The 23,443-nt window shown below is 66.3% G+C and carries 20 protein-coding genes; 10 read left to right on the top strand and 10 right to left on the bottom strand.

The window, feature by feature from the left end; translation table 11 throughout:
* Nucleotides 1-9: 9 nt before the first annotated feature.
* The 3 genes from PHR85_RS13155 to PHR85_RS13145 form a co-directional block, all read right to left on the bottom strand.
* Nucleotides 10-1,389: a sensor histidine kinase N-terminal domain-containing protein gene (locus tag PHR85_RS13155; protein ID WP_300055016.1), complete on the bottom strand. Its 1,380-nt coding sequence runs from the start codon at nt 1,387-1,389 to the stop codon at nt 10-12.
* Nucleotides 1,390-1,480: 91 nt separating this feature from the next.
* Nucleotides 1,481-2,155, bottom strand: a complete 675-nt coding sequence (locus PHR85_RS13150) for a response regulator transcription factor (protein ID WP_300054985.1) — start codon at nt 2,153-2,155, stop codon at nt 1,481-1,483.
* 88 nt (nt 2,156-2,243) lie between these two features.
* Complete coding sequence (locus PHR85_RS13145) at nt 2,244-2,792, bottom strand: MarR family transcriptional regulator (protein WP_300054982.1); 549 nt, start codon at nt 2,790-2,792, stop codon at nt 2,244-2,246.
* A 140-nt stretch (nt 2,793-2,932) separates the two neighbouring features.
* On the opposite strand from PHR85_RS13145, the gene recA reads away from it, so the two are divergent.
* The gene (gene recA, locus PHR85_RS13140) at nt 2,933-4,021 is read left to right on the top strand and encodes a recombinase RecA (RefSeq protein ID WP_300054979.1); all 1,089 of its coding nucleotides are present in this window, start codon (nt 2,933-2,935) and stop codon (nt 4,019-4,021) included.
* On the top strand, nt 4,018-4,473 hold the full coding sequence (recX, locus tag PHR85_RS13135; protein ID WP_300054976.1) for a recombination regulator RecX: 456 nt from the start codon (nt 4,018-4,020) through the stop codon (nt 4,471-4,473). The genes recA and recX overlap by 4 nt, the downstream gene beginning before the upstream one ends.
* Before the next feature lie 16 nt (nt 4,474-4,489).
* Here recX and PHR85_RS13130 read toward each other — a convergent pair whose 3' ends face one another.
* From PHR85_RS13130 to rpmH, 7 genes are all read right to left on the bottom strand, one after another.
* Nucleotides 4,490-6,478, bottom strand: a complete 1,989-nt coding sequence (locus PHR85_RS13130) for a methyl-accepting chemotaxis protein (protein WP_300054973.1) — start codon at nt 6,476-6,478, stop codon at nt 4,490-4,492.
* 120 nt (nt 6,479-6,598) lie between these two features.
* Nucleotides 6,599-10,006 carry a DEAD/DEAH box helicase gene (locus tag PHR85_RS13125; RefSeq protein ID WP_300054971.1) on the bottom strand — a complete coding sequence of 1,136 codons (3,408 nt, stop codon included), beginning with the start codon at nt 10,004-10,006 and terminating at the stop codon, nt 6,599-6,601.
* A gap of 1 nt (nt 10,007) precedes the next feature.
* A complete protein-coding gene (mnmE, locus tag PHR85_RS13120; protein ID WP_300054968.1) occupies nt 10,008-11,462 on the bottom strand; it encodes a tRNA uridine-5-carboxymethylaminomethyl(34) synthesis GTPase MnmE in 1,455 nt (484 codons plus the stop codon).
* Nucleotides 11,463-11,564: 102 nt separating this feature from the next.
* Nucleotides 11,565-13,244 carry a membrane protein insertase YidC gene (yidC, locus tag PHR85_RS13115; protein ID WP_300054966.1) on the bottom strand — a complete coding sequence of 560 codons (1,680 nt, stop codon included), beginning with the start codon at nt 13,242-13,244 and terminating at the stop codon, nt 11,565-11,567.
* Nucleotides 13,237-13,512: a membrane protein insertion efficiency factor YidD gene (gene yidD, locus PHR85_RS13110; protein ID WP_300055014.1), complete on the bottom strand. Its 276-nt coding sequence runs from the start codon at nt 13,510-13,512 to the stop codon at nt 13,237-13,239. The genes yidC and yidD overlap by 8 nt, the downstream gene beginning before the upstream one ends.
* Nucleotide 13,513: 1 nt before the next feature.
* Nucleotides 13,514-13,966 (bottom strand): ribonuclease P protein component, encoded by a 453-nt coding sequence (locus PHR85_RS13105; RefSeq protein WP_300054963.1) that lies wholly within the window; start codon nt 13,964-13,966, stop codon nt 13,514-13,516.
* Between the two features lie 42 nt (nt 13,967-14,008).
* A complete protein-coding gene (rpmH, locus tag PHR85_RS13100; RefSeq protein WP_300054960.1) occupies nt 14,009-14,143 on the bottom strand; it encodes a 50S ribosomal protein L34 in 135 nt (44 codons plus the stop codon).
* Nucleotides 14,144-14,385: 242 nt separating this feature from the next.
* Between rpmH and dnaA the strand changes: the two genes are divergently transcribed.
* The 8 genes from dnaA (at nt 14,386) to PHR85_RS13060 (ending at nt 23,212) form a co-directional block, all read left to right on the top strand.
* Nucleotides 14,386-15,789 (top strand): chromosomal replication initiator protein DnaA, encoded by a 1,404-nt coding sequence (gene dnaA, locus PHR85_RS13095; RefSeq protein WP_300054958.1) that lies wholly within the window; start codon nt 14,386-14,388, stop codon nt 15,787-15,789.
* Nucleotides 15,790-15,846: 57 nt separating this feature from the next.
* On the top strand, nt 15,847-16,953 hold the full coding sequence (gene dnaN / locus PHR85_RS13090; protein ID WP_300054954.1) for a DNA polymerase III subunit beta: 1,107 nt from the start codon (nt 15,847-15,849) through the stop codon (nt 16,951-16,953).
* Between the two features lie 93 nt (nt 16,954-17,046).
* Nucleotides 17,047-19,677: a DNA topoisomerase (ATP-hydrolyzing) subunit B gene (gene gyrB, locus PHR85_RS13085; protein WP_300054951.1), complete on the top strand. Its 2,631-nt coding sequence runs from the start codon at nt 17,047-17,049 to the stop codon at nt 19,675-19,677.
* 37 nt (nt 19,678-19,714) lie between these two features.
* On the top strand, nt 19,715-20,155 hold the full coding sequence (locus PHR85_RS13080) for a hypothetical protein (RefSeq protein ID WP_300054948.1): 441 nt from the start codon (nt 19,715-19,717) through the stop codon (nt 20,153-20,155).
* Nucleotides 20,148-20,738 (top strand): type II toxin-antitoxin system MqsA family antitoxin, encoded by a 591-nt coding sequence (locus PHR85_RS13075; protein WP_300054947.1) that lies wholly within the window; start codon nt 20,148-20,150, stop codon nt 20,736-20,738. Before PHR85_RS13080 ends, PHR85_RS13075 begins: the two co-directional genes overlap by 8 nt.
* Nucleotides 20,726-21,148, top strand: a complete 423-nt coding sequence (locus tag PHR85_RS13070; protein ID WP_300054945.1) for a hypothetical protein — start codon at nt 20,726-20,728, stop codon at nt 21,146-21,148. Before PHR85_RS13075 ends, PHR85_RS13070 begins: the two co-directional genes overlap by 13 nt.
* Before the next feature lie 212 nt (nt 21,149-21,360).
* A complete protein-coding gene (locus PHR85_RS13065) occupies nt 21,361-22,224 on the top strand; it encodes a DUF3883 domain-containing protein (RefSeq protein WP_300054942.1) in 864 nt (287 codons plus the stop codon).
* Between the two features lie 28 nt (nt 22,225-22,252).
* Nucleotides 22,253-23,212, top strand: a complete 960-nt coding sequence (locus PHR85_RS13060; protein ID WP_300054940.1) for an HNH endonuclease — start codon at nt 22,253-22,255, stop codon at nt 23,210-23,212.
* Nucleotides 23,213-23,443 lie beyond the last annotated feature (231 nt).

Here is a 23,443-nt window from a genome sequence, read left to right as displayed (position 1 = left end):
AAGCCGGCGTCAGGCCGGCGCCAGCCGCGCCGAAAAGCGTACCGTGACCTTGAGGCCGCGGCGCGCGCCCTGCTCCGGATGCGCATCGCTCAGCTCGACCGTGGCGCGGTACTGCTGCGCGACCTCGCTGACGATGGCCAGGCCCAGGCCCGAACCGTCCACGTTGCTGCCCAGCACGCGGTAGAAGGGCTGCAGCACCAGCTCGCGCTCGGACTCCGGGATGCCGGGGCCGTTGTCCTCGACCTCCAGCCGCTGGGCGCCGCTGTCGCCGTCCAGCGTCAGCCGCACCGTCACCACGCCGCCGGCCGGCGTGTAGTGGATCGCGTTGTCGACCAGGTTGCGCACCAGCTCCTGCAACAGGGTCGGGTTGCCATCCAGCCGGCAGGACTCGGGAATGCGGTCCGGCCCCTCGTAGCCGAGGTCGATCCGCTTGTCCTGCGCCAGCGGGAAGGAGTCGGCGATCACCTCGGTCGCGAGGTCGCCCAGGTCCACCGGCTCGCTCGGCAGGGCGCGGCCGGTGGTCTCGGCGCGCGCCAGCGACAGCAGCTGGTTGACGGTGTGGGTGGCTCGCACGCTGGAGCGCGCGATCTGCTGCAGGCAGCGCCTGACCTCCTCGGCATCCTGCGCGCGCAACGCCAGGTCGGCCTGCATGCGCAAGCCCGCCAGCGGCGTCCTGAGCTGGTGCGCCGCGTCGGCCAGGAAGCGCCGCTGCGTCGTCAGCGACACGGCCAGCCGCTCCAGCAGGTCGTTGATCGATCCCACCAGCGGTGTCACCTCCTGCGGGATCGACTCCTGCTCCAGCGGGCTGAGGTCGTCGGGCTTGCGGGCGCGGATGCGCTGCTCGAGCTCGTTGAGCGGCCGGATGCCACGCACCAGCGCCATCCAGACCAGCAGCACCGCCAGCGGCAGCGTGACGAACTGCGGCACCATCACGCCCTTGATGATCTCGGTCGCCAGCCGCGAGCGCTTGCCCAGCGTCTCGGCGACCTGCAGCAGCACCAGCTGCTCGTCCTGCTCGCCGCGCGCGATCCAGGTATAGGCGACCCGCACCGCCTCGCCACGGATCTGGTCGTCGCGCAGGCGCACCTGGTCGGCCTCGGCCACCACAGAGTCGGGCGGCACTGGAAACTCGGGGTCGCCGCTGATGAACTGGCCATCGGCCGTGCGCACCGCGTAGAACACCTGGTCGGTGTCGTCGGCGCGCAGCAGGTCGCGCGCCTGGGCGGTGAGGTTGAACTGCGGCTGCTGCGCCCGCAGCACGACGAACTGGGTCAGCGCCTGCAGGTTGAATTCGAGCGCGCGGTCGAACGGCTTGTTGGCGATGCCCTGGGCCACGAACCAGGTCAGCGCCAGCGACAGCGGCCACAGCAGCAGCAGCGGCGTCAGCATCCAGTCCAGGATCTCGCCGAACAGGCTGCGCTGCTCGCGCTGGAACAGTCCGAACGTGGTCGTGCCGCGCTGGCCAGTCTTGCGCTGGGCCTCAGCCCGGGATTTTTTCAAGGCAGTAGCCCAGCCCGCGCACGGTCGCGATCCGGATCGGTCCTTTCTCGATCTTCTTGCGCAGGCGGTGGATGTAGACCTCGATCGCGTTGTTGCTGACCTCCTCGCCCCACTCGCACAGGCGCTCGACCAGCTGGTCCTTGCTGACCAGGCGGCCGGCGCGCTGCAGCAGCACCTCGAGCAGGCCGAGTTCGCGCGCCGACAGCTCGACCATCCTGCCGTCGATGGTGGCGACGCGGCCGGCCTGGTCGTAGACCAGCGGCCCGTGCTTGATCTGGCTGGTGGCGCCACCCAGGCCACGGCGCGTCAGCGCGCGCACGCGCGCCTCCAGCTCCTGCAGCGCGAAGGGCTTGGCCATGTAGTCGTCGGCGCCGTAGTCCAGCCCCTTGACGCGGTCCTCGACGCTGTCGGCCGCCGTCAGGATCAGCACCGGCAGCGTGGAGCCGCGCGAGCGCAGGCGCTTGAGCACCTCCAGCCCGTGCATCCTCGGCAAGCCCAGGTCGAGGATCAGCAGGTCGAACTCGTGGTTGGTCATCAGCGCCGCGTCGGCCTCGCTGCCGCTGGCGACATGGTCGACCGCGGCGCCGGCCGCGCGCAGGGTGCGCAACAGGCCATCGGCCAGGACCTGGTCGTCTTCTGCAATCAGGATGCGCATGGGGTCTCCTATTCTGGTCGTTCCGGCGGCACGCGCAAGCAGCCGCCAGACGGCGGCACCAGGGTCGGTGCCGCATGTGTTATCCGACCTATTTTAGGCTCCGCTCCGATGCCGGCCCGCGCTCGCGTGGTGGTCTGGCCCCCGCGTGGTAGCCGTTGGCGTAGGCCTCCAGGCCAATCGCGATCACGGTCGCGACCGGCGCGCCGACCTGGTCGCGGAACTCGGCCTCGGCCTGGCGCACCGCCTGACGGAAGGCCCGCAGCCATTCGAGTCCTGCCGGCGTGAAGCGGATGCGGCGCGCGCGCGCGTCGAGCAAGTCGGGCTCGCGCCGCACCAGGCCCCAGGCCTCGCACTGATCGACCAGGCCCGCCATGGCCTGCTTGGTCATGCCCGCGCTGTGCGCCAGCTCGGTCAGGCGCGCGCCGGCCAGCGGCAGGTGGCGCGTGATGTGCACATGGGCCGCGCCGACCTGGCCGCGCGCCGCCAGGTTGGACAGCGCCAACGGCACATCGAGCGCGTGCGCCATCAGCCCGAGCACCCGTTCGTCGAAACGGCGCAAGGCATGACCCATGAGACGGCCCATGTGGGTCAGGCGCCAAGCCTCGTCCTGCGGGTCGAAATCGGGACTTTTTTGCATGCGCAAATGGTAATTCAAACTGACTAAATTCAATCACTATTTCTTGAGGCCAGGCGCTACACTGCGCTGCAAGCACCGCGAGCCAGCCAGAAAAAACCGGCCCAGGGTGCTGCAACCCATTGTTTTTCAAGGAGCCCGCCATGAGCGCACCCACCAAGACGTTGAACACCGAAAAAGCCAAGGCCCTGCAGGCCGCGCTGGCGCAGATCGAGAAGCAATTCGGCAAGGGCGCGATCATGCGCCTGGGCGAGGGCGAGAAAGTCGAGGACATCCAGGTCGTCTCGACCGGCTCGCTCGGCCTTGATGTCGCGCTCGGCGTCGGCGGCCTGCCGCGCGGCCGGGTGATCGAGATCTACGGCCCGGAATCCTCGGGCAAGACCACGCTGACGCTGCAGGTCATCGCCGAGATGCAGAAGGTCGGCGGCCAATGCGCCTTCGTCGATGCCGAGCACGCGCTCGACGTCCAGTACGCGCAGAAGCTCGGCGTCAACCCGCACGACCTGCTGATCAGCCAGCCCGACACCGGCGAGCAGGCGCTCGAGATCGTCGACAGCCTGGTGCGCTCGGGCGCGGTCGACCTGATCGTGATCGACTCGGTCGCCGCGCTGACGCCGAAGGCCGAGATCGAGGGCGACATGGGCGACAGCCTGCCCGGCCTGCAGGCCCGCCTGATGAGCCAGGCGCTGCGCAAGCTGACCGCGACGATCAAGAAGACCAACTGCATGGTCATCTTCATCAACCAGATCCGCATGAAGATCGGCGTCATGTTCGGCAGCCCCGAGACCACCACCGGCGGCAACGCGCTCAAGTTCTACGCCTCGGTGCGGATCGACATCCGCCGCATCGGCTCGATCAAGAAGGGCGAGGAAGTCGTCGGCAGCGAGACCAAGGTCAAGGTGGTCAAGAACAAGGTCGCCTCGCCGTTCAAGACCGCCGAGTTCGACATCCTCTACGGCGAGGGCATCAGCCGCGAGGGCGAGATCATCGACCTCGGCGTGGCGCAGAAGGTGGTCGACAAGTCCGGCGCCTGGTACGCCTACCAGGGCGAGAAGATCGGCCAGGGCCGCGAGAACTCGCGCGAGTTCCTGCGCGAGAACCCGCAGCTCGCGCACGAGATCGAGAACAAGATCCGCGTCGCGCTTGGCGTGCCGACCCTGCCCGCCTTCGACCCGGCCAGCGTCAAGTCGCGCGCCGGCGAGGCCGAGATCGACCCGGCCGACGCCGCATGAGCGGCGGGCGTCCCGCGCCCTCGCTGAAAAGTCGCGCGCTGCGGCTGCTGTCGATGCGCGAGCATTCCCGGCTCGAACTCGAACGCAAGCTGCGCGAGCACGAGACGCGCGAGGGCGAACTGGCCGAGGCGCTCGACACCCTGGCCTCGCGCGGTTTCATCAGCGACGAGCGGGTGGCCGACAGCGTGCTGCACCGCCGGGCGGCCAAGCTCGGCGCCAGCCGGGTCAAGGCCGAGCTGCAGGCCAAGGGCCTGGACGCCGAGGTGGTGCGCGAAGCGGTCGAGCAGCTGCGCGGCACCGAGGTCGAGCGCGCGCGCGAGGTCTGGCGTCGCAAGTTCGGCCAGCCGCCGGCCGATGCCAGCGAGCGCGCCAGGCAGATGCGCTTCCTGGCCGCTCGGGGCTTCTCCGGCGAAACGGTCAGGAAGGCGATCCAGGGCGCGGACGAGGACTGAGGGATCTGAGGCCGGATCAGCCGCCGACCTGATCGGACTCCAAGCGGAACACCGCGACCGCGTGCACCAGTTCATCGGATTGGCTGCGCAGGCTGGCAGCGGCAGTGGCCATTTCCTCCACCAGCGAGGCGTTTTGCTGGGTCGCCTGGTCCATGTGGGAAATCGCCTCGCCCGCCTGCATCACGCCCGCGCTTTGCTCCTGGCTGGCGGCGCTGATTTCCGCCATGAGCGTTGTCACGCGCTGGATGCTGTCGACGGCGTCCTGCATGGTGTGACCGGCGTGGTCCACCAAGGCATCGCCCTGTTCGACCCGCTTGACGCTGGCGGTGATCAGGTCCTTGATCTCCCGGGCCGCCTCGGCCGAACGACCGGCGAGCAAACGGACCTCGGCCGCGACCACCGCGAAGCCCCGGCCATTGTCACCGGCGCGCGCCGCCTCGACCGCCGCGTTCAAGGCCAGGATGTTGGTCTGGAAGGCAATGCCATCGATCACGCCGATGATGTCGGCGATGCGCTGGCTGGCGGCATTGATGCCCTTCATGGTATCGACCACCTGGATCACCGCCTGGCCGCCCTCGGTCACCACGTCACGGGCACTCAAGGCCAACTGGTTGGCGTTGTGGGCGCTGTCGGTATTGCGCCGCACGGTCGAGCCCAACTCTTCCATCGAGGCGGCGGTCTGCTCCAGCGCGCTGGCCTGGCGTTCGGTGCGATGGCTCAAATCCATATTGCCCTGGGCGATTTGAGCGGCGGCGCTCGCCACGCCCTCGGCTCGGCTGCGCACCGTTTGCACCACCTGGCTCAGCCCATGGCCCATGTGATTGATCGCTTGCATCAGGGTGCCGATCTCGTCCTGGCGGGTCGTGACCAGGCGGGCCGTCAAATCGCCCTTGGCCAGGGTATCGGCCACCGCGCTGACCTCGGCCAGCGGCCGAATCACCAGGCCGCGCATCAGCACGAATCCGATCCCCGACAGCGCCAGCACCGCCGCCAGGCCCAGCCAGGCCACGTAACCCAACAGGCGCTGGGTATTGGCCGTGTACTCATCGACATAGGTGCCACCGGCGATCACCCAGTTCCAGTTCGGGTAGAACGCATAGGCCGCCAACTTTTCACGCGCCCGCGTCTCGCCCAGCGTCGCATTGATCCAGGGGTAGCGCACGAGGCCGTTCTTCCGCTCCAGCATCTCCTTGATGAAGAAGCGACCGTTGGCATCCTTGGCCTCGAGAATATTCTTTCCTTCTTGCGCCGGGTGCACGAGCAGGGTGCCGTAGTTCTGGCCCGGTTGCGCGTCGAGCACATAGTAGTAGCCCGAGCTGCCGGTCTTGAGTTGCCTGATCGCCTGCTTGAGGCCGCTGAAGATTTCCGAGAAATCGATGCCGACAAAGGTCAGGCCGATCACCTGGCCTTGCTGATTGTGAATCGGGTCGTACTGGGTGATGTAGCGACGACCGAACAGGGTCGCCTGCCCCACGTAACGCTTGCCAGCCCGCACCTGCGCGTAAGCCGGGTGTGCCCGATCGAGCAAGGTGCCGACGACCCGCTCGCCTTGCCCATTCTTCAACGAGGTGCTGATGCGCACGAAGTCATCGCCCGTCCTGGCAAAGATCGTGGCCACGCTGCCCGTCATGGCAGTGAAATGATCGACGGTCTGGAAATTCAGGTTCAGTGGGCGCCCATCGAGCTTGAGGACCGGCGTCGCGACTTCCTTGATCTGAATGGTGGCGCTATCGAGCTCCAAGTCTCCCTTCAGATTATCGACAAATACCTGCGCCAACGCGGTGATGCGGCGCTGCAAGTCGGTGTCACTGGCCGCCACGAATTCCGCCAGCATCTTGGTCCTGCCAGCGAGTTCCTGCTCGGCCTGGCTTTCCATCTCGCGCGACACCACCACGCTGATCAGGGTCACCAACACCACCAGCACGGCGGTCACCAGGAAGAAATTACCGCCGGCGATCTTGGCACCCAGTCCGAGCTGATGCCAATTCCATTTTCCTTTGCTCATGTTGCGCTAAATTTTGTAAAGCCTTCAAATCCACCATTAACAAACCATTAACAAAGCAGTTTTTAATCATTTTGGATAATTAATTTGATATAGATCAAGAATTACATGAAAATTACACTCTCAGGCCAGGGGCTTGAGCAGTTCGCTCAGATCGTCCTCGCTGAACATGGGCTGCTGCCGGGCGGCCGATCCCTGGTACATGCTCTCGGCCAGCGCCGCCTTGCGCGCCTGCATCTCCAGGATGCGTTCCTCGATCGTGCCCTGCGCGACCAGCTTGACCACCCAGACGCTCTGGGTCTGGCCGATGCGGTGGGCCCGGTCCGTCGCCTGGTTCTCGACCGCGGGGTTCCACCACGGGTCGTAATGGATCACGGTGTCGGCCTGCGGCAGGTTGAGACCGACGCCACCCGCCTTCAGGCTGATCAGGAACAGCGGCACCTGCCCGCTGGTGAACTGCTCGATGATCGCGTCGCGGTGGCGGCTCTGCCCGGTCAGCTTGACCCAGGCCAGGCCGCGCTGCCTGAGCTCGGCCTCGATCAGCGTCAGCATGCTGGTGAACTGGGAGAACAGCAGCACGCGCCGGCCCTCGGCCAGCATCTCGGTCAGCAGTTCCATCAGCTGCTCCAGCTTGGCCGAACCCTTGACCTTGGCCGCCGCGTCGAGCTTGAGCAGGCGCGGGTCGCAGCAGGCCTGGCGCAGCTTGAGCAGCGCGTCGAGGATGGTGATCTGTGACTTGGCCAGGCCACGGCTCGACAGCGCCTCGCGCACGGCCTGCTCCATGCTCAGGCGCACGGTCTCGTAGAGGTCGGCCTGCTGGCCCGACAGCTCGACCCGCATCAGGGTCTCGACCTTGGGCGGCAACTCATGGGCCACCAGGGCCTTGGTGCGCCGGAGCATGAAGGGCGTCAGGCGGGCGCGCAGCTCGGTCTGGCGGCGGACATCGCCCTGCTTCTCGATCGGCACCCGGAAACGCTTGCGGAAACCCTCGCGGCTGCCCAGGAAGCCCGGCATCAGGAAGTGGAACAGGCTCCAGAGTTCGCCGAGATGGTTCTCCATCGGCGTGCCCGAGAGGCAGAGCCGGTGCCGGGTCTTGAGGTCGAACACGACTTGCGCCGCCTGCGTGCTCGCGTTCTTGATGTTCTGCGCCTCGTCCAGCACCACCAGATGCCAGGTCAGCGACAGCCAGCGCTCGCGGTCGCGCTGCAGCAGCGAATAGGGCGCGATCACCAGATCGTGATCGGCCATGGCCGCGGCCGCTTCGTGACGGCCACCACCGTGCATGACCAGCGTGCGCAGGTCGGGACAGAAGCGCGCCGCCTCGCGCTGCCAGTTGCCCAGCAGGCTGACGGGCGCGATCACCAGCGCGGGGGTCGTCAGGCGCCCGGCCTCCTTCTCGGCCTGGACATGCGCCAAGGTCTGCAGGGTCTTGCCCAGGCCCATGTCGTCGGCCAGGATGCCGGCCAGGCCGTGCGCCGCCAGGAACTGCAGCCAGTCCAGGCCCTGCTGCTGGTAGGGGCGCAGCTCGGCTTGCACGCCCGCCGGCAGCGCAATGGCTGGCAGCCGCTCCAGACCGCGCAGGCTGTCGACCAGCTCGCGCAGATGCCGCGCGCCCTCCCAGGCCACGCCCTGGCCCAGCGAGGCGACGGCACGCATCGCCTCCAGCCGCGACAGTCGCAGCGACTCGCCCGACAGATTGGCCCCCTGCTCATCGAGCAGCTCCAGCAGCAGCGACAACCAGGGCCGGATCGCCTCGGTCGGCAGGCGCCAGAAGCCGGCTCCCTCGGGATCGGGCAGGTAGACATGCTCGGGCAGGCGAGGCTGGCCGGTCTGCTCATCCAGCGGCGCATCCGCCAGCCGCGCGAGCAGCCCCGGCAGCAAGGGCAGGACGTTGTGGCGCCGGCCCTCGATCTCCAGCCCCAGCGACAGATCGAACCAGGGCGAGGTTTCCTCCGACTCGCCCTCGGGCGTCCATTCGACGTCCAGGCCCTCGGCATGCCGGATCCAGCCCTGCAATGGCGCGGCCAGTTCCACCACGAAGCCGGCCGCGCGCAGCGGCTCGAAATCCTGCCCGGCACAGTCCAGCCACGGCTCCTGTGACAGATGGCCCGGTATGCCAAAGCAGCCATCCGGCGCGGCCTGCAAGCCAAACCGCTGCAGGCGGGACAATGCCTCCTGCTCCGACCTCAGATCGCGGTGCAGCAGCAGCTGGCCTTGCGCATCGGACAACAGGACCGTGGCGGACGGAGTCGACCACAGGCCCTGCTGCCCGCCATAATCGAAGCGCAATTCGGCCTGCAACAGGCCATGCACGGCTTGCAGGTCGGCCGGAACGGGCGTCAGATGCAAGCGCCAGGTCGGATCCATGCCTTGCAGCACCCGCACCTGCGGCAGCACCGGCGGCAGTTCGATGCCTGGCAGATGCTCCAGCAAGGCGAGATGGTGCTTGCGCAGCACCGAGGCCGGCAACTTGGGCGCCCGCAGCAGCTGCAAGGCCTGCGCCTGGGTCAGCGAGCCGCCATCAACCAGGCCGCAACGGCCTTGCACCGAATCCATGTAGAGCAAGGGCTGGCCGGCACAGAGGCGGGCCGTCTCCAGCGGCAAGCGGGGGGACAGCGTCCAGACCGACTCAGCCGATGGCTCCGTGAGGCTCTCTTGCCACTGCCACTCCAGCGCCAAGGGCTCGCCCCATTGCAGCCTGGCGATCAGGTCGCCGCCAGGGGTCCGGCTATACAGGCGCCCGGTGCTGGCGGCGCGCTGCAACAGCATCACACCCACGCTGCCCCTGGGCTCGACCGAGGTCGGCATGCCGAAGTGATAACGGTCACGTTCCGAGCGCAAGGCCGGCAGCAGCTGGATCACATCGTGATCAGCGGGCTCAAGCTGGTCCCGGTACTCCAGCTGGGTCGCGTTGAAAGAGCCGCTCAAGTTCCTAGGCTTGGCCCAGTCGCCATTGACCTTGCGATAGCTGCCCTTGACATCGAGCTGCAGTTGCCAGCCCAGGTCCCCGGCGGACTGCAGGGACAGCAGGTAGAGCAGGAACTCGGGACGCGCGACCGCTGCCGGCTTACGCGGCGGCTCGGGACTCAAGGCCTGCAGCCAGCGCTGCAGATCGGCCTCGGCCTGCTGTTCGGCTTTCAGGCGCCGGGCCGCTTCGGCGGCCTGATGGGCAAGGGCCCGCTCCGCGGGAGACAAGGGCTGCGCGGCCTCGGACAGGCTCGCCGCCTTGAGCAGCAGCGCGACCGCGTGCTTGCATTCGAAGCCGACCGGACAGCTGCATTCCGGCAGCCAGTCCAGCACCCGGCCCTTGGCGTCGAGCTTCAGCCCGACCGAGACCTCGTAAGCTGTGTGCCGTGACCCCTGCACCGAGCCATAGACCAGCCAGCGGTGAGACAACCAGTCGACGCTGACTTCTTCGACACTGTCATCCAGCAGCAGATGCAAGGCACGCTGCCAGGTCGCGCTATCGACCAGGGGACGCAGGGTGCGCTGATCCAGCGCGAAGGGAAAATCCGGCTTGGAATGGGTCATGTCACTTGCCAATACAGAACGACGAAAAGATCACGCCCAGCAGGTCGTCCGAACTGAAGGCGCCGGTGATCTGGTTGAGCGCGTTCTGGGCCAGGCGCAGCTCCTCGGCCAGCAGGTCGAGCGACTGGGCCTGCCGCGCGATATGCAGCGCGGCGACTTCGAGGTGTTCGCCGACCTGGCGCAGCGCCTGCACATGGCGCTCGCGCGCGATGTAGAGGCCTTCGCCGCCGCCCTGCCAGCCGGCCAGTTCGAGCAGGCGCTGCCTGAGCGCGTCGAGCCCGGCGCCAGTCTTGGCCGACAGGCGCAGCTGCTCGTGCGGCGCATGGCCGGCCACGGGCTCCAGCCCCGCAGCTGCAAGCGGCTCAGGCGCCAAGCCAGCATCGGCCTTGTTCCAGACATCGATCACTGGCACCCGCGCCGGCAGCCGGGCTTCGAGCGTGGCGGCGATCTCGCGCTCGGCGGCGTCGTAGTCGGGCTGGCCAACGCGGGTCAGGTCATGCAGCAGCAGCACCGCGTCGGCGCCCTCGATCTGGCCCCAGGCGCGCGCGATGCCGATGCGCTCGACCTCATCGATGCCCTCGCCCTCGCGCAGGCCGGCGGTGTCGATCACATGCAACGGCACGCCCTCGATCTGGATCGTCTGCTGCACCACGTCGCGCGTGGTGCCGGCGATCGGCGTCACGATCGCCAGCTCGGCGCCGGCCAGCGCGTTGAGCAGCGAGCTCTTGCCCGCGTTGGGCTGGCCCGCGATCACCACCTTGATGCCCTCGCGCAGCAGCGCGCCCTGGCGCGTGCGCCGCATCACCTGGCCCAGCCGCAGCCGCAGGCGGTCGAGCTGGCCCTGGGCATCGGCCTGCCGCAGGAAGTCGATTTCCTCCTCGGGGAAGTCCAGCGTGGCCTCGACCAGCATGCGCAGATGGACCAGCGCCTCGCGCAACCCGCCGACCTCGCGCGAGAACTCGCCCGCGAGCGAACGGCTCGCGCTGCGCGCCGCCGCCTCGGTGCTGGCGTCGATCAAGTCGGCGATCGCCTCGGCCTGCGTCAGGTCGATCTTGTCGTTCAGGAAGGCCCGCTCGGTGAACTCGCCCGGCTGCGCCAGTCGCAGGCCGGACAGGCGCGGCAGGTCAGTCGCGGGGTCGATCTCGGCGGCGGCGGCCAGGCAACGCGCCAGCAGCAGCCGCAGCACCACCGGCCCGCCATGCGCCTGCAGTTCAAGCACGTCCTCGCCGGTATAGGAATGCGGCGCCGGGAAATGCAGCGCCAGGCCGTGATCGATGGCCGACCCGTCGGCGTCGCGCAGCGGGCCGTAGGTGGCCTCGCGGGGTCTGAGCGCCTTGCCGCAGAGCGCCTGCACCAGGCGGTCCAGCCCTCGGCCCGAGACGCGGACGATGCCGACCGCCCCGCGTCCCGGGGCGGTGGCGATGGCGACGATGGGGTCCTGGTGGCGCGGCAGCATGTTCGGGGTCTCGGGCAAAGGGCTGGAGGAAAAAGGGGGCGGCGCACCGACGCGGCCTCCCAATGAAAAAGGGCCGCTGTCGCGGCCCCTCGGGGAGTGGGCTTACTTCGCCTGCTTGAACAGCTGGGTCGGCAGCGTGATCTTCAGCGGCACGCCCATGCGGCGGTTGATATGCGCCTGCTGCAGGATGGTCAGCGTGTTGTTCGTGATCCAGTACAGCACCAGGCCGGCCGGGAAGCTGAAGAACATGACCGAGAACACCAGCGGCATGATCCACATCATCTTGGCCTGCATCGGGTCCGGCGGCAGCGGGTTGAGCGCGGTCTGGATGACGGTGGTCAGCGTCAGCACCACCGGCAGGATGTAGAACGGGTCCTTGGACGACAGATCGGTGATCCAGCCCACCCAGGGCGCGTTGCGCATCTCGACGCTGGCCAGCAGCACGGTGTAGAGCGCGATGAAGACCGGAATCTGGATCAGGATCGGCAGGCAGCCGCCCAGCGGGTTGACCTTTTCCTCGCGGTAGATGCGCATCATCTCCTGCTGCATCTGCTGCGGCTTGTCCTTCAGGCGCTCGCGCATCTCCTGGATGCGCGGGTTGATCGCCTTCATCTTGGCCATGCTGCGGTAGGCGTTGGCGTTGAGCCAGTAGAAGGCGGCCTTGATCACCACCACCAGCAGCACGATGGACCAGCCCCAGTTGCCGACGAAGGCATGGATCTTCTCCAGCAGCCAGTAGAGCGGCTTGGCGACGATGGTCGTCCAGCCGTAGTCCTTGACCAGCTCCAGGCCCGGGGCCAGCCGCTCCAGCAGCTTCTCTTCCTGCGGACCGACGAACAGGCGGGCCTCGAAGGCCTTGCTCTGGCCGGGCGCGATCTCGCCCAGCGCGGACTTCATGCCGGCGCGGTAGAGGGCACCGCCCGGGACCTTCTCGGCGTAGTTGTCGCGCGCGATGCCGGCGTCGAGCAGCCAGGCGGTGGCGAAGTAATGCTGCACCATCGCGACATAGCCGTCGTTGGCGCTGCGGGTGAAGTCGGCCTTGCCCTTGTCGACGTCCTCGAACGCGATCTTCTGGAACTTGGCCGCATCGCTGTAGACCGCCGGGCCGGTGAAGGTCGACGCGAACGGCACGTCGCTGTCCTTGGTCGAACCGTCGCGCACCAGCTGCAGATAGAGCGCGGGCGAGACCGGGACGGCGCCCTGGTTGATCACCTCATGCCTGACCGCGATGTCGTAGCCACCACGCTTGAGCGTGTAGGTCTTGGCCAGCACCACGCCGCCGACCGGGGCCGACTCGAAGCGCAGGGTCAGGCTGTCCTGGCCCTCGGCCAGATCCTGCGCCTTGCCGACCAGGCGCATCGGCGCCTTGTGGGTGGGCAGCGGCGAGCTGCCGAGCAGACCCGTCTGTGCCACGTAGGTGTGCCTGTCGTCCTGGGTCAGCAGGCGGATGGCGGCATCCTGGCCGGCCGCGCGGTGCTTGAGCAGGTCGGCGCCGATCAGCGAACCGCCCTCGCTGTCAAAGCTCAGCTTGAGGACGTCGGTGCTGACCACATGGGTCTGACGCGGGATCTCGGGCGCGGCGGCATCGGAGGCGAGCGGCGCCGCGCCCGGCAGGGCGGCGACAGGCTGGGCAACGGCGGCCGGAGCGGTCGCTGCCGGCTTGTCCTGCGGTGCCGGGAAAAAGGTCTTGGGGCGACCGTTATGCACCTGCCACGCATCCCAGAGCAGGATCAGCGAGAAGGCGAATATCACCCAGAGTATGGATCGGCGGATGTCACTCATGACGGGTCTTTTCCATGGGGTCGGTAATGAGGCGGGAGAACAGGCGCGGGGCCCGCTCGGGCACGGGGTCGCAGCCGCCGGCGCACCAGGGATGGCAGCGGCCCAGTCTCCTGAGCGTCAGCCAGGAGCCTAGCACCGCGCCATGGCGATCGAGCGCCTGCAGGGAATAGGCGGAACAGGTCGGCTCGAAGCGGCAAACCGAACCGACCCAGGGGCTCAGCAGCAGCCGGTAAGCCCTGACCAGCGCCATCAGGCCCTGGCGGGGCAGTTCAGGCAGGCGCATCGTCAGCCTGGGGAGCCGGGGCGGCGCTCGGCGCGACGGCCGGCGCGCGCGGGCGCCGCGCCAGCCGCTCGCCGAGCAGCGACAGCAGTTCGGCGCGCGCCTCGCGCTTGAGCGCGTCGGAAGTCGCGCTCGGGAAATCCTGACGCGAAAAGCCGCTGCGCAGCCGCACCACCATCGGGAGTTGCGGCAAGCCAGCGGCCAGTTCGCGCGTCACGGCATAGATCTGCCGGCGCAGGGTATTGCGGGTCACGGCGTGACGCGCCCAGCGCTTGGGCAGGATGACGCCCAGCCAGGCGCCGCCACCCGGAAACAGATCCGGCGCACCGCCCGCCGCATGGCTTTTGGCCATGTGCAGTGCGAAGTGCGCCGTCTTGGCCACGAGCTGGCCCGACATCACCGCGTCAAACTGAGCGCGCTGACGAATGCGTTGCGGGGACACAGGGGTCGGCAGGACCGACACGGTGCGCCGGGACGCCGGGGCTTAGACGCCCAGGCGCTTGCGGCCCTTGGCGCGGCGAGCGTTCAGGACGGCGCGGCCGCCCTTGGTAGCCATGCGAACCATGAAGCCGTGGGTACGGGCGCGCTTGATCTTGGAGGGTTGGTAGGTGCGTTTCATGATGGGTTCCTGTTCAGGCGCACCGTGCTCAGCACGCCGGGTTGAAATTTGACGGTATAGGAAAAACCCATGATTATCACCAAAAACCGCCAGAAAGACAAACCCTGTTTCGCGGCAGGCCCCCAAGAGGTCCGGCCTGGCATGGCTGACAGCTTGTGGATAACTCGCCCGAGGCACTACAATCATTAGCCCGGCGACCCGCGTACCGCAGTTTTCCCGTGTTTTCCCACACCCCTTCTCCCATGAGCCAACCCAGCCTGTTGCCCGAAGCGTCCGACCTGTGGCAAATGTGCACCGAGCGGCTGGCGCAGGAGATCCCCGAGCAGCAGTTCAACACCTGGATCCGCCCGCTGCTGGCGCGCGTCTCCGAGAGCGGCGACAAGGTCACGTTGGCCGTGGCCAACCGCTTCAAGATGGACTGGGTCCGCGCCCAGTACGCCGGCAAGATCAGCGCCGCGCTGGAACTGGTGGCGGCCCGGTCGGTGGCGCTCGAACTCGTGCTGGCGCAGCGCGAACCAGCCCCGCGCAGCGTCGCGCCGGCGCAACGCAGCGCCCCCGCCTATCAAGCGCCGGTGTTCGCCGAACTGCCTGACAACCAGTTGCTGGAAGCCCGGGTCGATACGCACAAGCACCGCCTCAACACCGCGCTGACCTTCGCGACCCTGGTCGAGGGCTCGGCCAACCGCATGGCGCGCGCCGCCGCCATGCATGTGGCGCACAACCCTGGCCAGCTCTACAACCCGCTGTTCATCTACGGCGGCGTGGGCTTGGGCAAGACCCACCTGATGCACGCGATCGGCAACCAGCTGCTGGCCGACAGGCCCGGCGCCAAGGTGCTCTACATCCACGCCGAGCAGTTCGTGACCGACGTGGTCAAGTCCTACCAGAAGAAGGCCTTCGACGAGTTCAAGCAACGCTACCACCTGCTCGACCTGCTGCTGATCGACGACGTGCAGTTCTTCGCCAACAAGGAACGCACCCAGGAGGAGTTCTTCAATGCCTTCGAGGCGCTGCTGACCAAGAAGAGCCACATCGTCATGACCAGCGACACCTACCCCAAGGGCCTGGCCGACATCCACGAGCGGCTGGTCTCGCGCTTCGACTCGGGCCTCACGGTCGCGATCGAGCCGCCCGAGCTGGAGATGCGGGTCGCGATCCTGATCAGCAAGGCCGAGGCCGAGGGCGCCTCCATGCCCGAGGACGTCGCCTTCTTCGTCGCCAAGAACGTGCGCTCGAACGTGCGCGAGCTTGAGGGCGCGCTGCGCAAGATCCTGGCCTACTCGCGCTTCAACCAGAAGGAAGTCTCGATCCAGCTCGCGCGCGATGCGCTGAAGGACCTGCTGTCGATCCAGAACCGCCAGATCAGCGTCGAGAACATCCAGAAGACCGTCGCCGACTTCTACAAGATCAAGATCTCCGACATGTATTCCAAGAAGCGGCCCGCCAACATCGCGCGGCCGCGCCAGATCGCGATGTTCCTGGCCAAGGAACTGACGCAGAAAAGCCTGCCCGAGATCGGCGAACGGTTCGGCGGCCGCGACCACACCACGGTGCTGCACGCGGTACGCAAGATCGGCGCCGAACGCCAGACCGTCAGCGAGCTGAACCAGCAGCTGCATGTGCTCGAACAGACCCTCAAGGGCTGAGCCTGGATCGCTTAAGCTCAGCCCAGACCCATACCGGAACCCGAAGAAAGCCTGAACATGATCGTCTTCCAGTCGACCCAGGACAAAGTGCTGGCCGCCCTGCAATCGGTGGCGGGCATCGTCGAACGCCGCCACACCCTGCCCGTGCTGGCCAACGTGCTGATCCGCAAGACCGCCGGCGAGGTGCAGCTGACCACCTCCGACCTCGAAATCCAGATCCGCACCCAGGTCGACCTGGGCGGTGACGACGCCGCCTTCTCGACCACGGTCGGCGCGCGCAAGCTGATCGACATCCTGCGCACCCTGCCGTCCGACCAGCAAGTCAGCCTGGAGTCGGCGCAGAACAAGCTGATCCTCAAGGGCGGCAAGTCCAAGTTCACGCTGCAGACGCTGCCGGCCGAGGACTTCCCGCTGGTGCAGGAAGCGCCCAGCTTCGGCCCCGCCTTCAGCGTGCCGCAGAAGACGCTCAAGAGCCTGCTGAACCAGGTCAGCTTCTCGATGGCGGTGCACGACATCCGCTACTACCTCAACGGCATCCTGTTCGTCGCCGAAGGCACCAAGCTGAGCCTGGTCGCGACCGACGGCCACCGGCTGGCCTTCGCCAGCGCCGAGCTCGACGTCGAAGTGCCCAAGCAGGAAGTCATCCTGCCGCGCAAGACCGTGCTCGAGCTGCAGCGCCTGCTGTCGGACAAGGACGGCGCGATCGAGCTGCAGTTCGCCGCCAACCAGGCGCGCTTCCGCTTCGAGGGCATGGAGTTCGTCACCAAGCTGGTCGAGGGCAAGTTCCCCGACTACAACCGCGTGATCCCGCGCAACCACCCCAACATCCTGTTCCTGGGCCGCGGCGCGCTGCTGGCCGCGCTGCAGCGCGCCGCCATCATGACGAGCGAGAAGTTCAAGGGCGTGCGCCTGAACCTTGAGAGCGGCAGCCTGCGCGTGGCGGCCAACAACGCCGACCAGGAAGAGGCGGTCGACGAGCTCGACATCGAATACGACGGCCCCGCGATCGAGATCGGCTTCAACGTCAGCTACCTGATCGACGCGCTGTCCAACATGAGCCAGGACATGATCCGGCTGGAGCTCAACGACGGCAACAGCTCGGCGCTGCTGACCATCCCCGACAACGAGCACTTCAAGTACGTCGTGATGCCGATGCGCATCTGAGGCGGACGCCACGGCAGACCTGCCCCCTAGCCGCCCCCGAACCCGCGCCCCTTCGTGCGGGTTTTGCCATTGAAGCGAGAGAGATTTTTGACCATGACCGACGCCAACCAGCCCCACCCAGCGGACGCCCCAGGTGAAGCCTTCACCACCGTCCAGCCCCTGATCGACGCCCACCAGGCTGGCGCATCGGAAGGCTACGGCGAAGGCGCGATCCAGATCCTGGAGGGCCTGGAGGCGGTGCGCAAGCGCCCCGGCATGTACATCGGCGACACCAGCGACGGCACCGGCCTGCACCACCTGGTGTTCGAGGTGGTCGACAACTCGATCGACGAGGCGCTGGCCGGCCACTGCGACGACATCGTCGTCACCATCCACGGCGACAACTCGATCTCCGTCACCGACAACGGCCGCGGCATCCCGACCGGCGTCAAGATGGACGACAAGCACGAGCCCAAGCGCAGCGCGGCCGAGATCGCGCTGACCGAGCTGCACGCCGGCGGCAAGTTCAACCAGAACAGCTACAAGGTCTCGGGCGGCCTGCACGGCGTCGGCGTGTCCTGCGTCAACGCGCTGTCCAAGTGGCTGCGCCTGACCGTGCGCCGCGAAGGCAAGGTGCACCAGATCGACTTCGCACGCGGCTTCGTGCAGAACCGGCTGATCGAGCAGGTCGGCGGCGTCGAGGTCTCGCCGATGCGCGTGGCCGGCGCGACCGAGAAGCGCGGCACCGAAGTCCATTTCCTGCCCGACACCGACATCTTCACGCAGAACCACGATTTCCACTACGAGATCCTGGCCAAGCGCCTGCGCGAACTCTCATTCCTGAACAACGGCGTGCGCATCCGCCTGAAGGACGAGCGCAGCGGCAAGGAAGACGACTTCTCGGGCGCCGGGGGCGTCAAGGGCTTCGTCGAGTTCATCAACGCCGGCAAGAAGGTGCTGCACCCGACCACCTTCCACGCCACGGGCGAGCGCCCGGCCGACAGTTACGGGGGCATCCCGGGCACCAGCATCGGGGTCGAAGTCTCGATGCAGTGGAACGAGAGCTACAACGAGAACGTGCTCTGCTTCACCAACAACATCCCGCAGCGCGACGGCGGCACCCACCTGACCGGCCTGCGCGCGGCCATGACGCGGGTGATCGGCAAGTACATCGAACAGAACGACCTGGCCAGGAAGGCCAAGGTCGAGGTCTCGGGCGACGACATGCGCGAAGGCCTGTGCTGCGTGCTGTCGGTCAAGGTGCCGGAGCCCAAGTTCAGCAGCCAGACCAAGGACAAGCTGGTCAGTTCGGAAGTGCGCGCCCCGGTGGAAGACATCGTCGCCAAGGCGCTGACCGAATACCTGGAGGAGCGCCCGCAGGACGCCAAGATCCTGTGCGGCAAGATCGTCGAGGCCGCGCGCGCCCGCGAAGCCGCCCGCAAGGCGCGCGAGATGACGCGGCGCAAGGGCGTGCTCGACGGCATGGGCCTGCCCGGCAAGCTGGCCGACTGCCAGGAGAAGGACCCCGCCCAGTGCGAGATCTACATCGTCGAGGGCGACTCGGCCGGCGGCTCGGCCAAGCAGGGCCGCGACCGCAAGTTCCAGGCCATCCTGCCGCTGCGCGGCAAGATCCTCAACGTCGAGAAGGCCCGCTACGAGAAGCTGCTGGCCAGCAACGAGATCCTGACCCTGATCACGGCCCTGGGCACCGGCATCGGCAAGGCCAGCGCCGACGAGTACGCGCCCAAGAGCAAGAGCGGCGCCGATGACTTCAACATCGACAAGCTGCGCTACCACCGCATCATCATCATGACCGACGCGGACGTGGACGGCGCCCACATCCGCACCCTGCTGCTGACCTTCTTCTACCGCCAGATGCCGGAGCTGGTCGAACGCGGCCATATCTACATCGCGCAGCCGCCGCTCTACAAGGTCAAGTCGGGCAAGGAAGAGCTGTACCTGAAGGACGCCGCCGCGCTCGACAGCTTCCTGCTGCGCATCGCGCTCAAGGACGCCAGCATCCAGACCGGCGGCGAGCAAAGCAGCCTACTGACTGGCGAAACGCTGGCCGAGCTGGCGCGCAAGCACCAGGTCTCCGAGCATGTGATCGCGCGCCTCTCCAACTTCCTCGACGCCGAGGCGCTGCGCGCCATTGCCGACGGGGTGGAACTCGACCTCGACACGCTGGAAGCCGCGACCACCTGCGCCCCGGCGCTGCAGGCCAAGCTGCGCGAGCTCAACACCACCGGCGTGCCGGCCGAGGTGAGCGCCGAACTCGACCCGCGCAGCGACAAGCCGATGCTGCGCATCAGCCGTCGCCACCACGGCAACATCAAGAGCAGCGTGCTGACGCAGGAATTCGTGCATGGCGCCGACTACGCCACCCTGGCCGAGGCCGCGCACAGCTTCCGCGGCCTGCTGGGCGAGGGCGCCAAGGCGCTGCGCGGCGAAGGCGAGCGCCAGAAGGAAGAGAAGGTCGGCGACTTCCGTCAGGCCATGGCCTGGCTGATCTCGGAAGCCGAACGCACCACCGCGCGCCAGCGCTACAAGGGCCTGGGCGAGATGAACCCGGCCCAGCTGTGGGAAACCACCATGGACCCGACCGTGCGCCGCCTGCTGCGGGTGCAGATCGAGGACGCGATCGAGGCCGACAAGGTGTTCACCATGCTGATGGGCGACGAGGTCGAGCCGCGCCGTCAATTCATCGAGACCAATGCGCTGAGGGCGGGGAATATCGACGTCTGAGGCTTCCGGAAACCGGAAACCTTGCAAGGCCATTGATATGCCACAAAATCAGGTTACCATGGTGGTAAAAACCACCGTGCTATCGGAGTACTGTAGTAATCCGCCACAGGCTCTGGGCACAGGCCGCATCAAGATTAAAAGGGGTCCCCTCTACGACCTTGAACGCATACAAAACCTGGTGAACGATGAAGGTCAGTTGTTCGCCTGGACAGAAAAGTGCCGCAGGGACATCCGCAAGCTCTTCGATGACGACCTGTCCCGCGTGGCAGAACTGATCCAGAGCCTGAAACCGACCGACTACATTGACTCCGAATGGTGCGAGAACGGCAGAGGCACCCTTGCTGCCTGCGACGCTTACAGCATCCGCAGGCTGGAAGTCATGCCGACTACTGGCAAATCGATGCCGGTTGAATATTTCTTGAAATTTGCTGTAGGCAAGACAGGCAAGTTGGTGCTGACAGTGTCTTGCCATGTTTGAGATGGAAAATGGTATGAGCACTCAGGAACCCTGCCCACTGTGCGGTGAGGGTCACGTCACGGAACAGGTGCAGGAAGCAGAGACCGAGTACAAGGGCCACAAGGTCATGCTACCCCTGCACTACAAGCTTTGTGATCATTGCCTGTCCGACTTTGCGGGCACAGAAGAAAGCCGACGTAACAGGCGGGTACTGCTGGCGTTCCGCAAGCAGGTCGATGGCTTGCTGACCGGCACGGAAATCATCGCACTACGCAAGCAGTATGGCCTGACACAGGTACAGGCAGCACGCCTCTTCGGTGGCGGACCGGTCGCATTCAGCAAGTACGAAAACGACGACGTCGCGCAGTCCGAAGCAATGGACACGCTGTTGCGCCTGGTCAGACGCAGCACGACAAGCTTCTGGGAACTGATCGAAGAAAAAGGCATGAGCGCAGAGTTCATGACCAAGAAACCAGTGGTTTCGGCACGCCCAAAACCTGTGTGCATACGTCTAGAAAAAGCCAATGAAAACCCTGCGGCTGCGGTCTACAATCCGCGCGAATTCAGACAATTTGCACATGGAGAGGTTCAATGCAAGCCATGAACCCGAGGCCCACACTGGTGGCCTTCCGTGTGCTGGCATTCCGGGGTGACAACAGAGGCGAGATCAACGACTCGCCCCAGAGGCTGGAAATCCAACAAGATATCCAGCTTGGCATGGCCGTACCCAACGTACCGGGAGCTGGACTGCAAGTCACCGTGAAGATCCGTTTGGACGCACTGTCACGGGCGGAACAGGACGGCGCGCCGGTAGCCTCCTTCTCGGGGGAATACGAAGCCAAGTTCCACTATGCGCCGGAAGTTCCGGAAGCCGCCGTGACCGCCCTACTGGAACAGGACGATTACCAGTACCTGCTGGTAGCCCAAGCTTATCCCCTGACCATGACCCATTTCCGCCGTGAACTGCAAGCCATGGGGCTCGATGCCAGAAACCTGCCACTGGGGCTGGCCTGAGCAAGTTCTTCACCATGCTGATGGGCGACGAGGTCGAGCCGCGCCGTCAGTTCATCGAGACCAATGCGCTGAGGGCGGGGAATATCGACGTCTGACTACGGAGAGCACCAGCCACACCATCCAGGCCCGCACGATCGGACCGAGACCATCTTGACTGCGCAGACGCGATCAACACTATCCTGGGATAAAACCAGGATACGATCAAGTTCAACTTGAACAACGCATACCTGCAAGGAGCATCGATGGAATGGTCACGCGAGGAGGTCGAGGCGATCGTGGCCGACTATCTGCACATGCTCGCCTTGGAACTGGCGGGCCAAACCTACAACAAAACCGAGCACAGACGACGGCTGCAGTCACTGCTGAACCAGCGCAGCAACGGTTCGATCGAGTTCAAGCACGGCAACATCAGCACCGTGATGGTGAACCTGGGCGTTCCCTATATCCGTGGCTACCAGCCGCGCGGCAACTACCAGGCCTTGCTGGAAACCGTGGTCGAGGAACAGCTTCGACTCAAGCCCATGCTGGACCAAGCCGCGCTGGCCGCCGTCCAGCAACCGGCGATTGCCTCCGCTCAAACCGACTTTTCCAACATACTGACCAACGCGCCCACCAGACAGCACCGCGCCGCCGAAACCGCTGCCACGCCCTACTTCAAGCCGGTCAAGCGCGACTATCTGGAACGCGAGGCACACAACCAGTCGCTGGGACTGGCAGGCGAACAGTTCGCGCTCAGCTATGAACACTGGCGCTTGATGCAGGCGGGCCAACATCGACTCGCCGACCGGGTCGAGCATGTCTCCAAAACCCAGGGGGATGGTCTGGGCTACGACATCCTGTCGTTCGACGCCAACGGCCGGGAACGTTTCATCGAAGTCAAGACCACCTCGTTCGGCCGCGAAACCCCGTTTTTCGTCACAAATGGCGAACTGAAGCGTTCGAACGAAGCCAAGGACCGGTTCCACCTCTACCGGCTGTTCGATTTCCGGAAGGCCCCTCGGTTGTTCGACATGCAGGGCGCAATCGAGCAGCACTGCAGGCTTGATCCGGTCACCTATCGAGCCAGCTTCGGCTGATCTGAAGTCACCACATTGACATTGACAGATGAGCCTCGAGTCGTACCAGGACAAGTTCCGCCGCCTGAACGTCAATGTTCGTGCCGGCCGCGCCAGCCCGCACAAGATCTGCATGCTGCTCGCGCTGCTGGATCTGGCGCGCTCGGGCAGGCTGGCGGACAACCGGATCGCCTTCGCTCCGCCGCTGCTGGAACGCTACCAGCGCTTCTTCGCTGCGGTTCGGACGCCCAGTGATCACCCGAACCCCTACTTTCCCTTCTTCCACCTGGCCGGCAAGCTGCGTGGAGGTGATGCGAGTTTCTGGCACCTGCAACCGCTGCCTGGACGCGAGGTGGCATTGGCCACGATCTCCACAGCGCGCAGCCTGGCCGACATCACGGACAACATCGCCTGCGCCACGCTGGACCCGGAACTGTTCGACCTGCTACAGCACCCCGAATCGCTGGAGGCACTGGCCGAAACGCTCTCGACGCACTGGCTGGACCGCGGCCTGCAGGACTTGCGCACGGTCGCGGCAAGCGCCGTCGCAGTCAGCCACTACGAACACCGGCTGCGACAGGGCACTGCGCTGACAGCGGCCGAGGCTCTGCCACCCGCCTATGTGCGCGATCCGGCATTCCGTCGAGTGGTGATCGAACTGTACGACTATCGCTGCGCCGCCTCTGGCACAAGACTGCTGCTACCCACCGGCGAAGCCATGGTCGAGGCCGCGCACATCCATCCTTTCAGCGAGGCCGGCGACGACGACCCGCGCAACGGCCTGGCACTGACACCCGACATGCACTGGGCCATGGACCGACACCTGATCGCGCCCGGCCCCGACCTGAAATGGCATGTCAGCCGCCTGCTGGACCGGCGCATCCCCGACTTCGCCCGGCTGACCAGCCTGCACGGCCAGCCGCTGTTCCTGCCGCGCGAGGCGCGTTTCACGCCCAAGCGCGAGTCGCTGGAATGGCGGCTGCACCAGCTGCGCCATCACAGCAGCTGACTCAACGCACTCAAAAATTGCTCCTCGGTAACTTTCTGATTAACTTCTGGCACAACCCGCCTCTAAATTACCTTTCGGTAACTTTTCAGGAAAACCATGCCGAAATCGTATGCGCGTGATTAACCCCGCCCTTGCCCGGTGACAGGATCTGGGGTACGGAGTTCAGGCGCGAGGCGTCAGCCGCCAGGGCAGCAGGGCCTCGTATTCATCGGCTGTGCTGGCCAGGGGCAA

Origin of the sequence: Malikia sp. (assembly GCF_028687635.1) — a bacterium.
Taxonomy (GTDB): Bacteria; Pseudomonadota; Gammaproteobacteria; order Burkholderiales; family Burkholderiaceae_C; genus Malikia.
Note: the sequence above shows the minus strand (reverse complement) of the source record. Positions and strands in the feature narration are given on the sequence as shown.

Excerpts from the sequence above, each read along its gene's own strand:
- PHR85_RS13155 (WP_300055016.1), bottom strand. The coding sequence starts at position 1,389 with ATGCTGACGCCGCTGCTGCTGCTGTGGCCGCTGTCGCTGGCGCTGACC.
- PHR85_RS13150 (WP_300054985.1), bottom strand. The coding sequence starts at position 2,155 with ATGCGCATCCTGATTGCAGAAGACGACCAGGTCCTGGCCGATGGCCTG.
- PHR85_RS13145 (WP_300054982.1), bottom strand. The coding sequence starts at position 2,792 with ATGCAAAAAAGTCCCGATTTCGACCCGCAGGACGAGGCTTGGCGCCTG.
- recA (WP_300054979.1), top strand. The coding sequence starts at position 2,933 with ATGAGCGCACCCACCAAGACGTTGAACACCGAAAAAGCCAAGGCCCTG.
- recX (WP_300054976.1), top strand. The coding sequence starts at position 4,018 with ATGAGCGGCGGGCGTCCCGCGCCCTCGCTGAAAAGTCGCGCGCTGCGG.
- PHR85_RS13130 (WP_300054973.1), bottom strand. The coding sequence starts at position 6,478 with ATGAGCAAAGGAAAATGGAATTGGCATCAGCTCGGACTGGGTGCCAAG.
- PHR85_RS13125 (WP_300054971.1), bottom strand. The coding sequence starts at position 10,006 with ATGACCCATTCCAAGCCGGATTTTCCCTTCGCGCTGGATCAGCGCACC.
- mnmE (WP_300054968.1), bottom strand. The coding sequence starts at position 11,462 with ATGCTGCCGCGCCACCAGGACCCCATCGTCGCCATCGCCACCGCCCCG.
- yidC (WP_300054966.1), bottom strand. The coding sequence starts at position 13,244 with ATGAGTGACATCCGCCGATCCATACTCTGGGTGATATTCGCCTTCTCG.
- rpmH (WP_300054960.1), bottom strand. The coding sequence starts at position 14,143 with ATGAAACGCACCTACCAACCCTCCAAGATCAAGCGCGCCCGTACCCAC.
- dnaA (WP_300054958.1), top strand. The coding sequence starts at position 14,386 with ATGAGCCAACCCAGCCTGTTGCCCGAAGCGTCCGACCTGTGGCAAATG.
- dnaN (WP_300054954.1), top strand. The coding sequence starts at position 15,847 with ATGATCGTCTTCCAGTCGACCCAGGACAAAGTGCTGGCCGCCCTGCAA.
- gyrB (WP_300054951.1), top strand. The coding sequence starts at position 17,047 with ATGACCGACGCCAACCAGCCCCACCCAGCGGACGCCCCAGGTGAAGCC.
- PHR85_RS13080 (WP_300054948.1), top strand. The coding sequence starts at position 19,715 with ATGCCACAAAATCAGGTTACCATGGTGGTAAAAACCACCGTGCTATCG.
- PHR85_RS13075 (WP_300054947.1), top strand. The coding sequence starts at position 20,148 with ATGTTTGAGATGGAAAATGGTATGAGCACTCAGGAACCCTGCCCACTG.
- PHR85_RS13070 (WP_300054945.1), top strand. The coding sequence starts at position 20,726 with ATGCAAGCCATGAACCCGAGGCCCACACTGGTGGCCTTCCGTGTGCTG.
- PHR85_RS13060 (WP_300054940.1), top strand. The coding sequence starts at position 22,253 with ATGAGCCTCGAGTCGTACCAGGACAAGTTCCGCCGCCTGAACGTCAAT.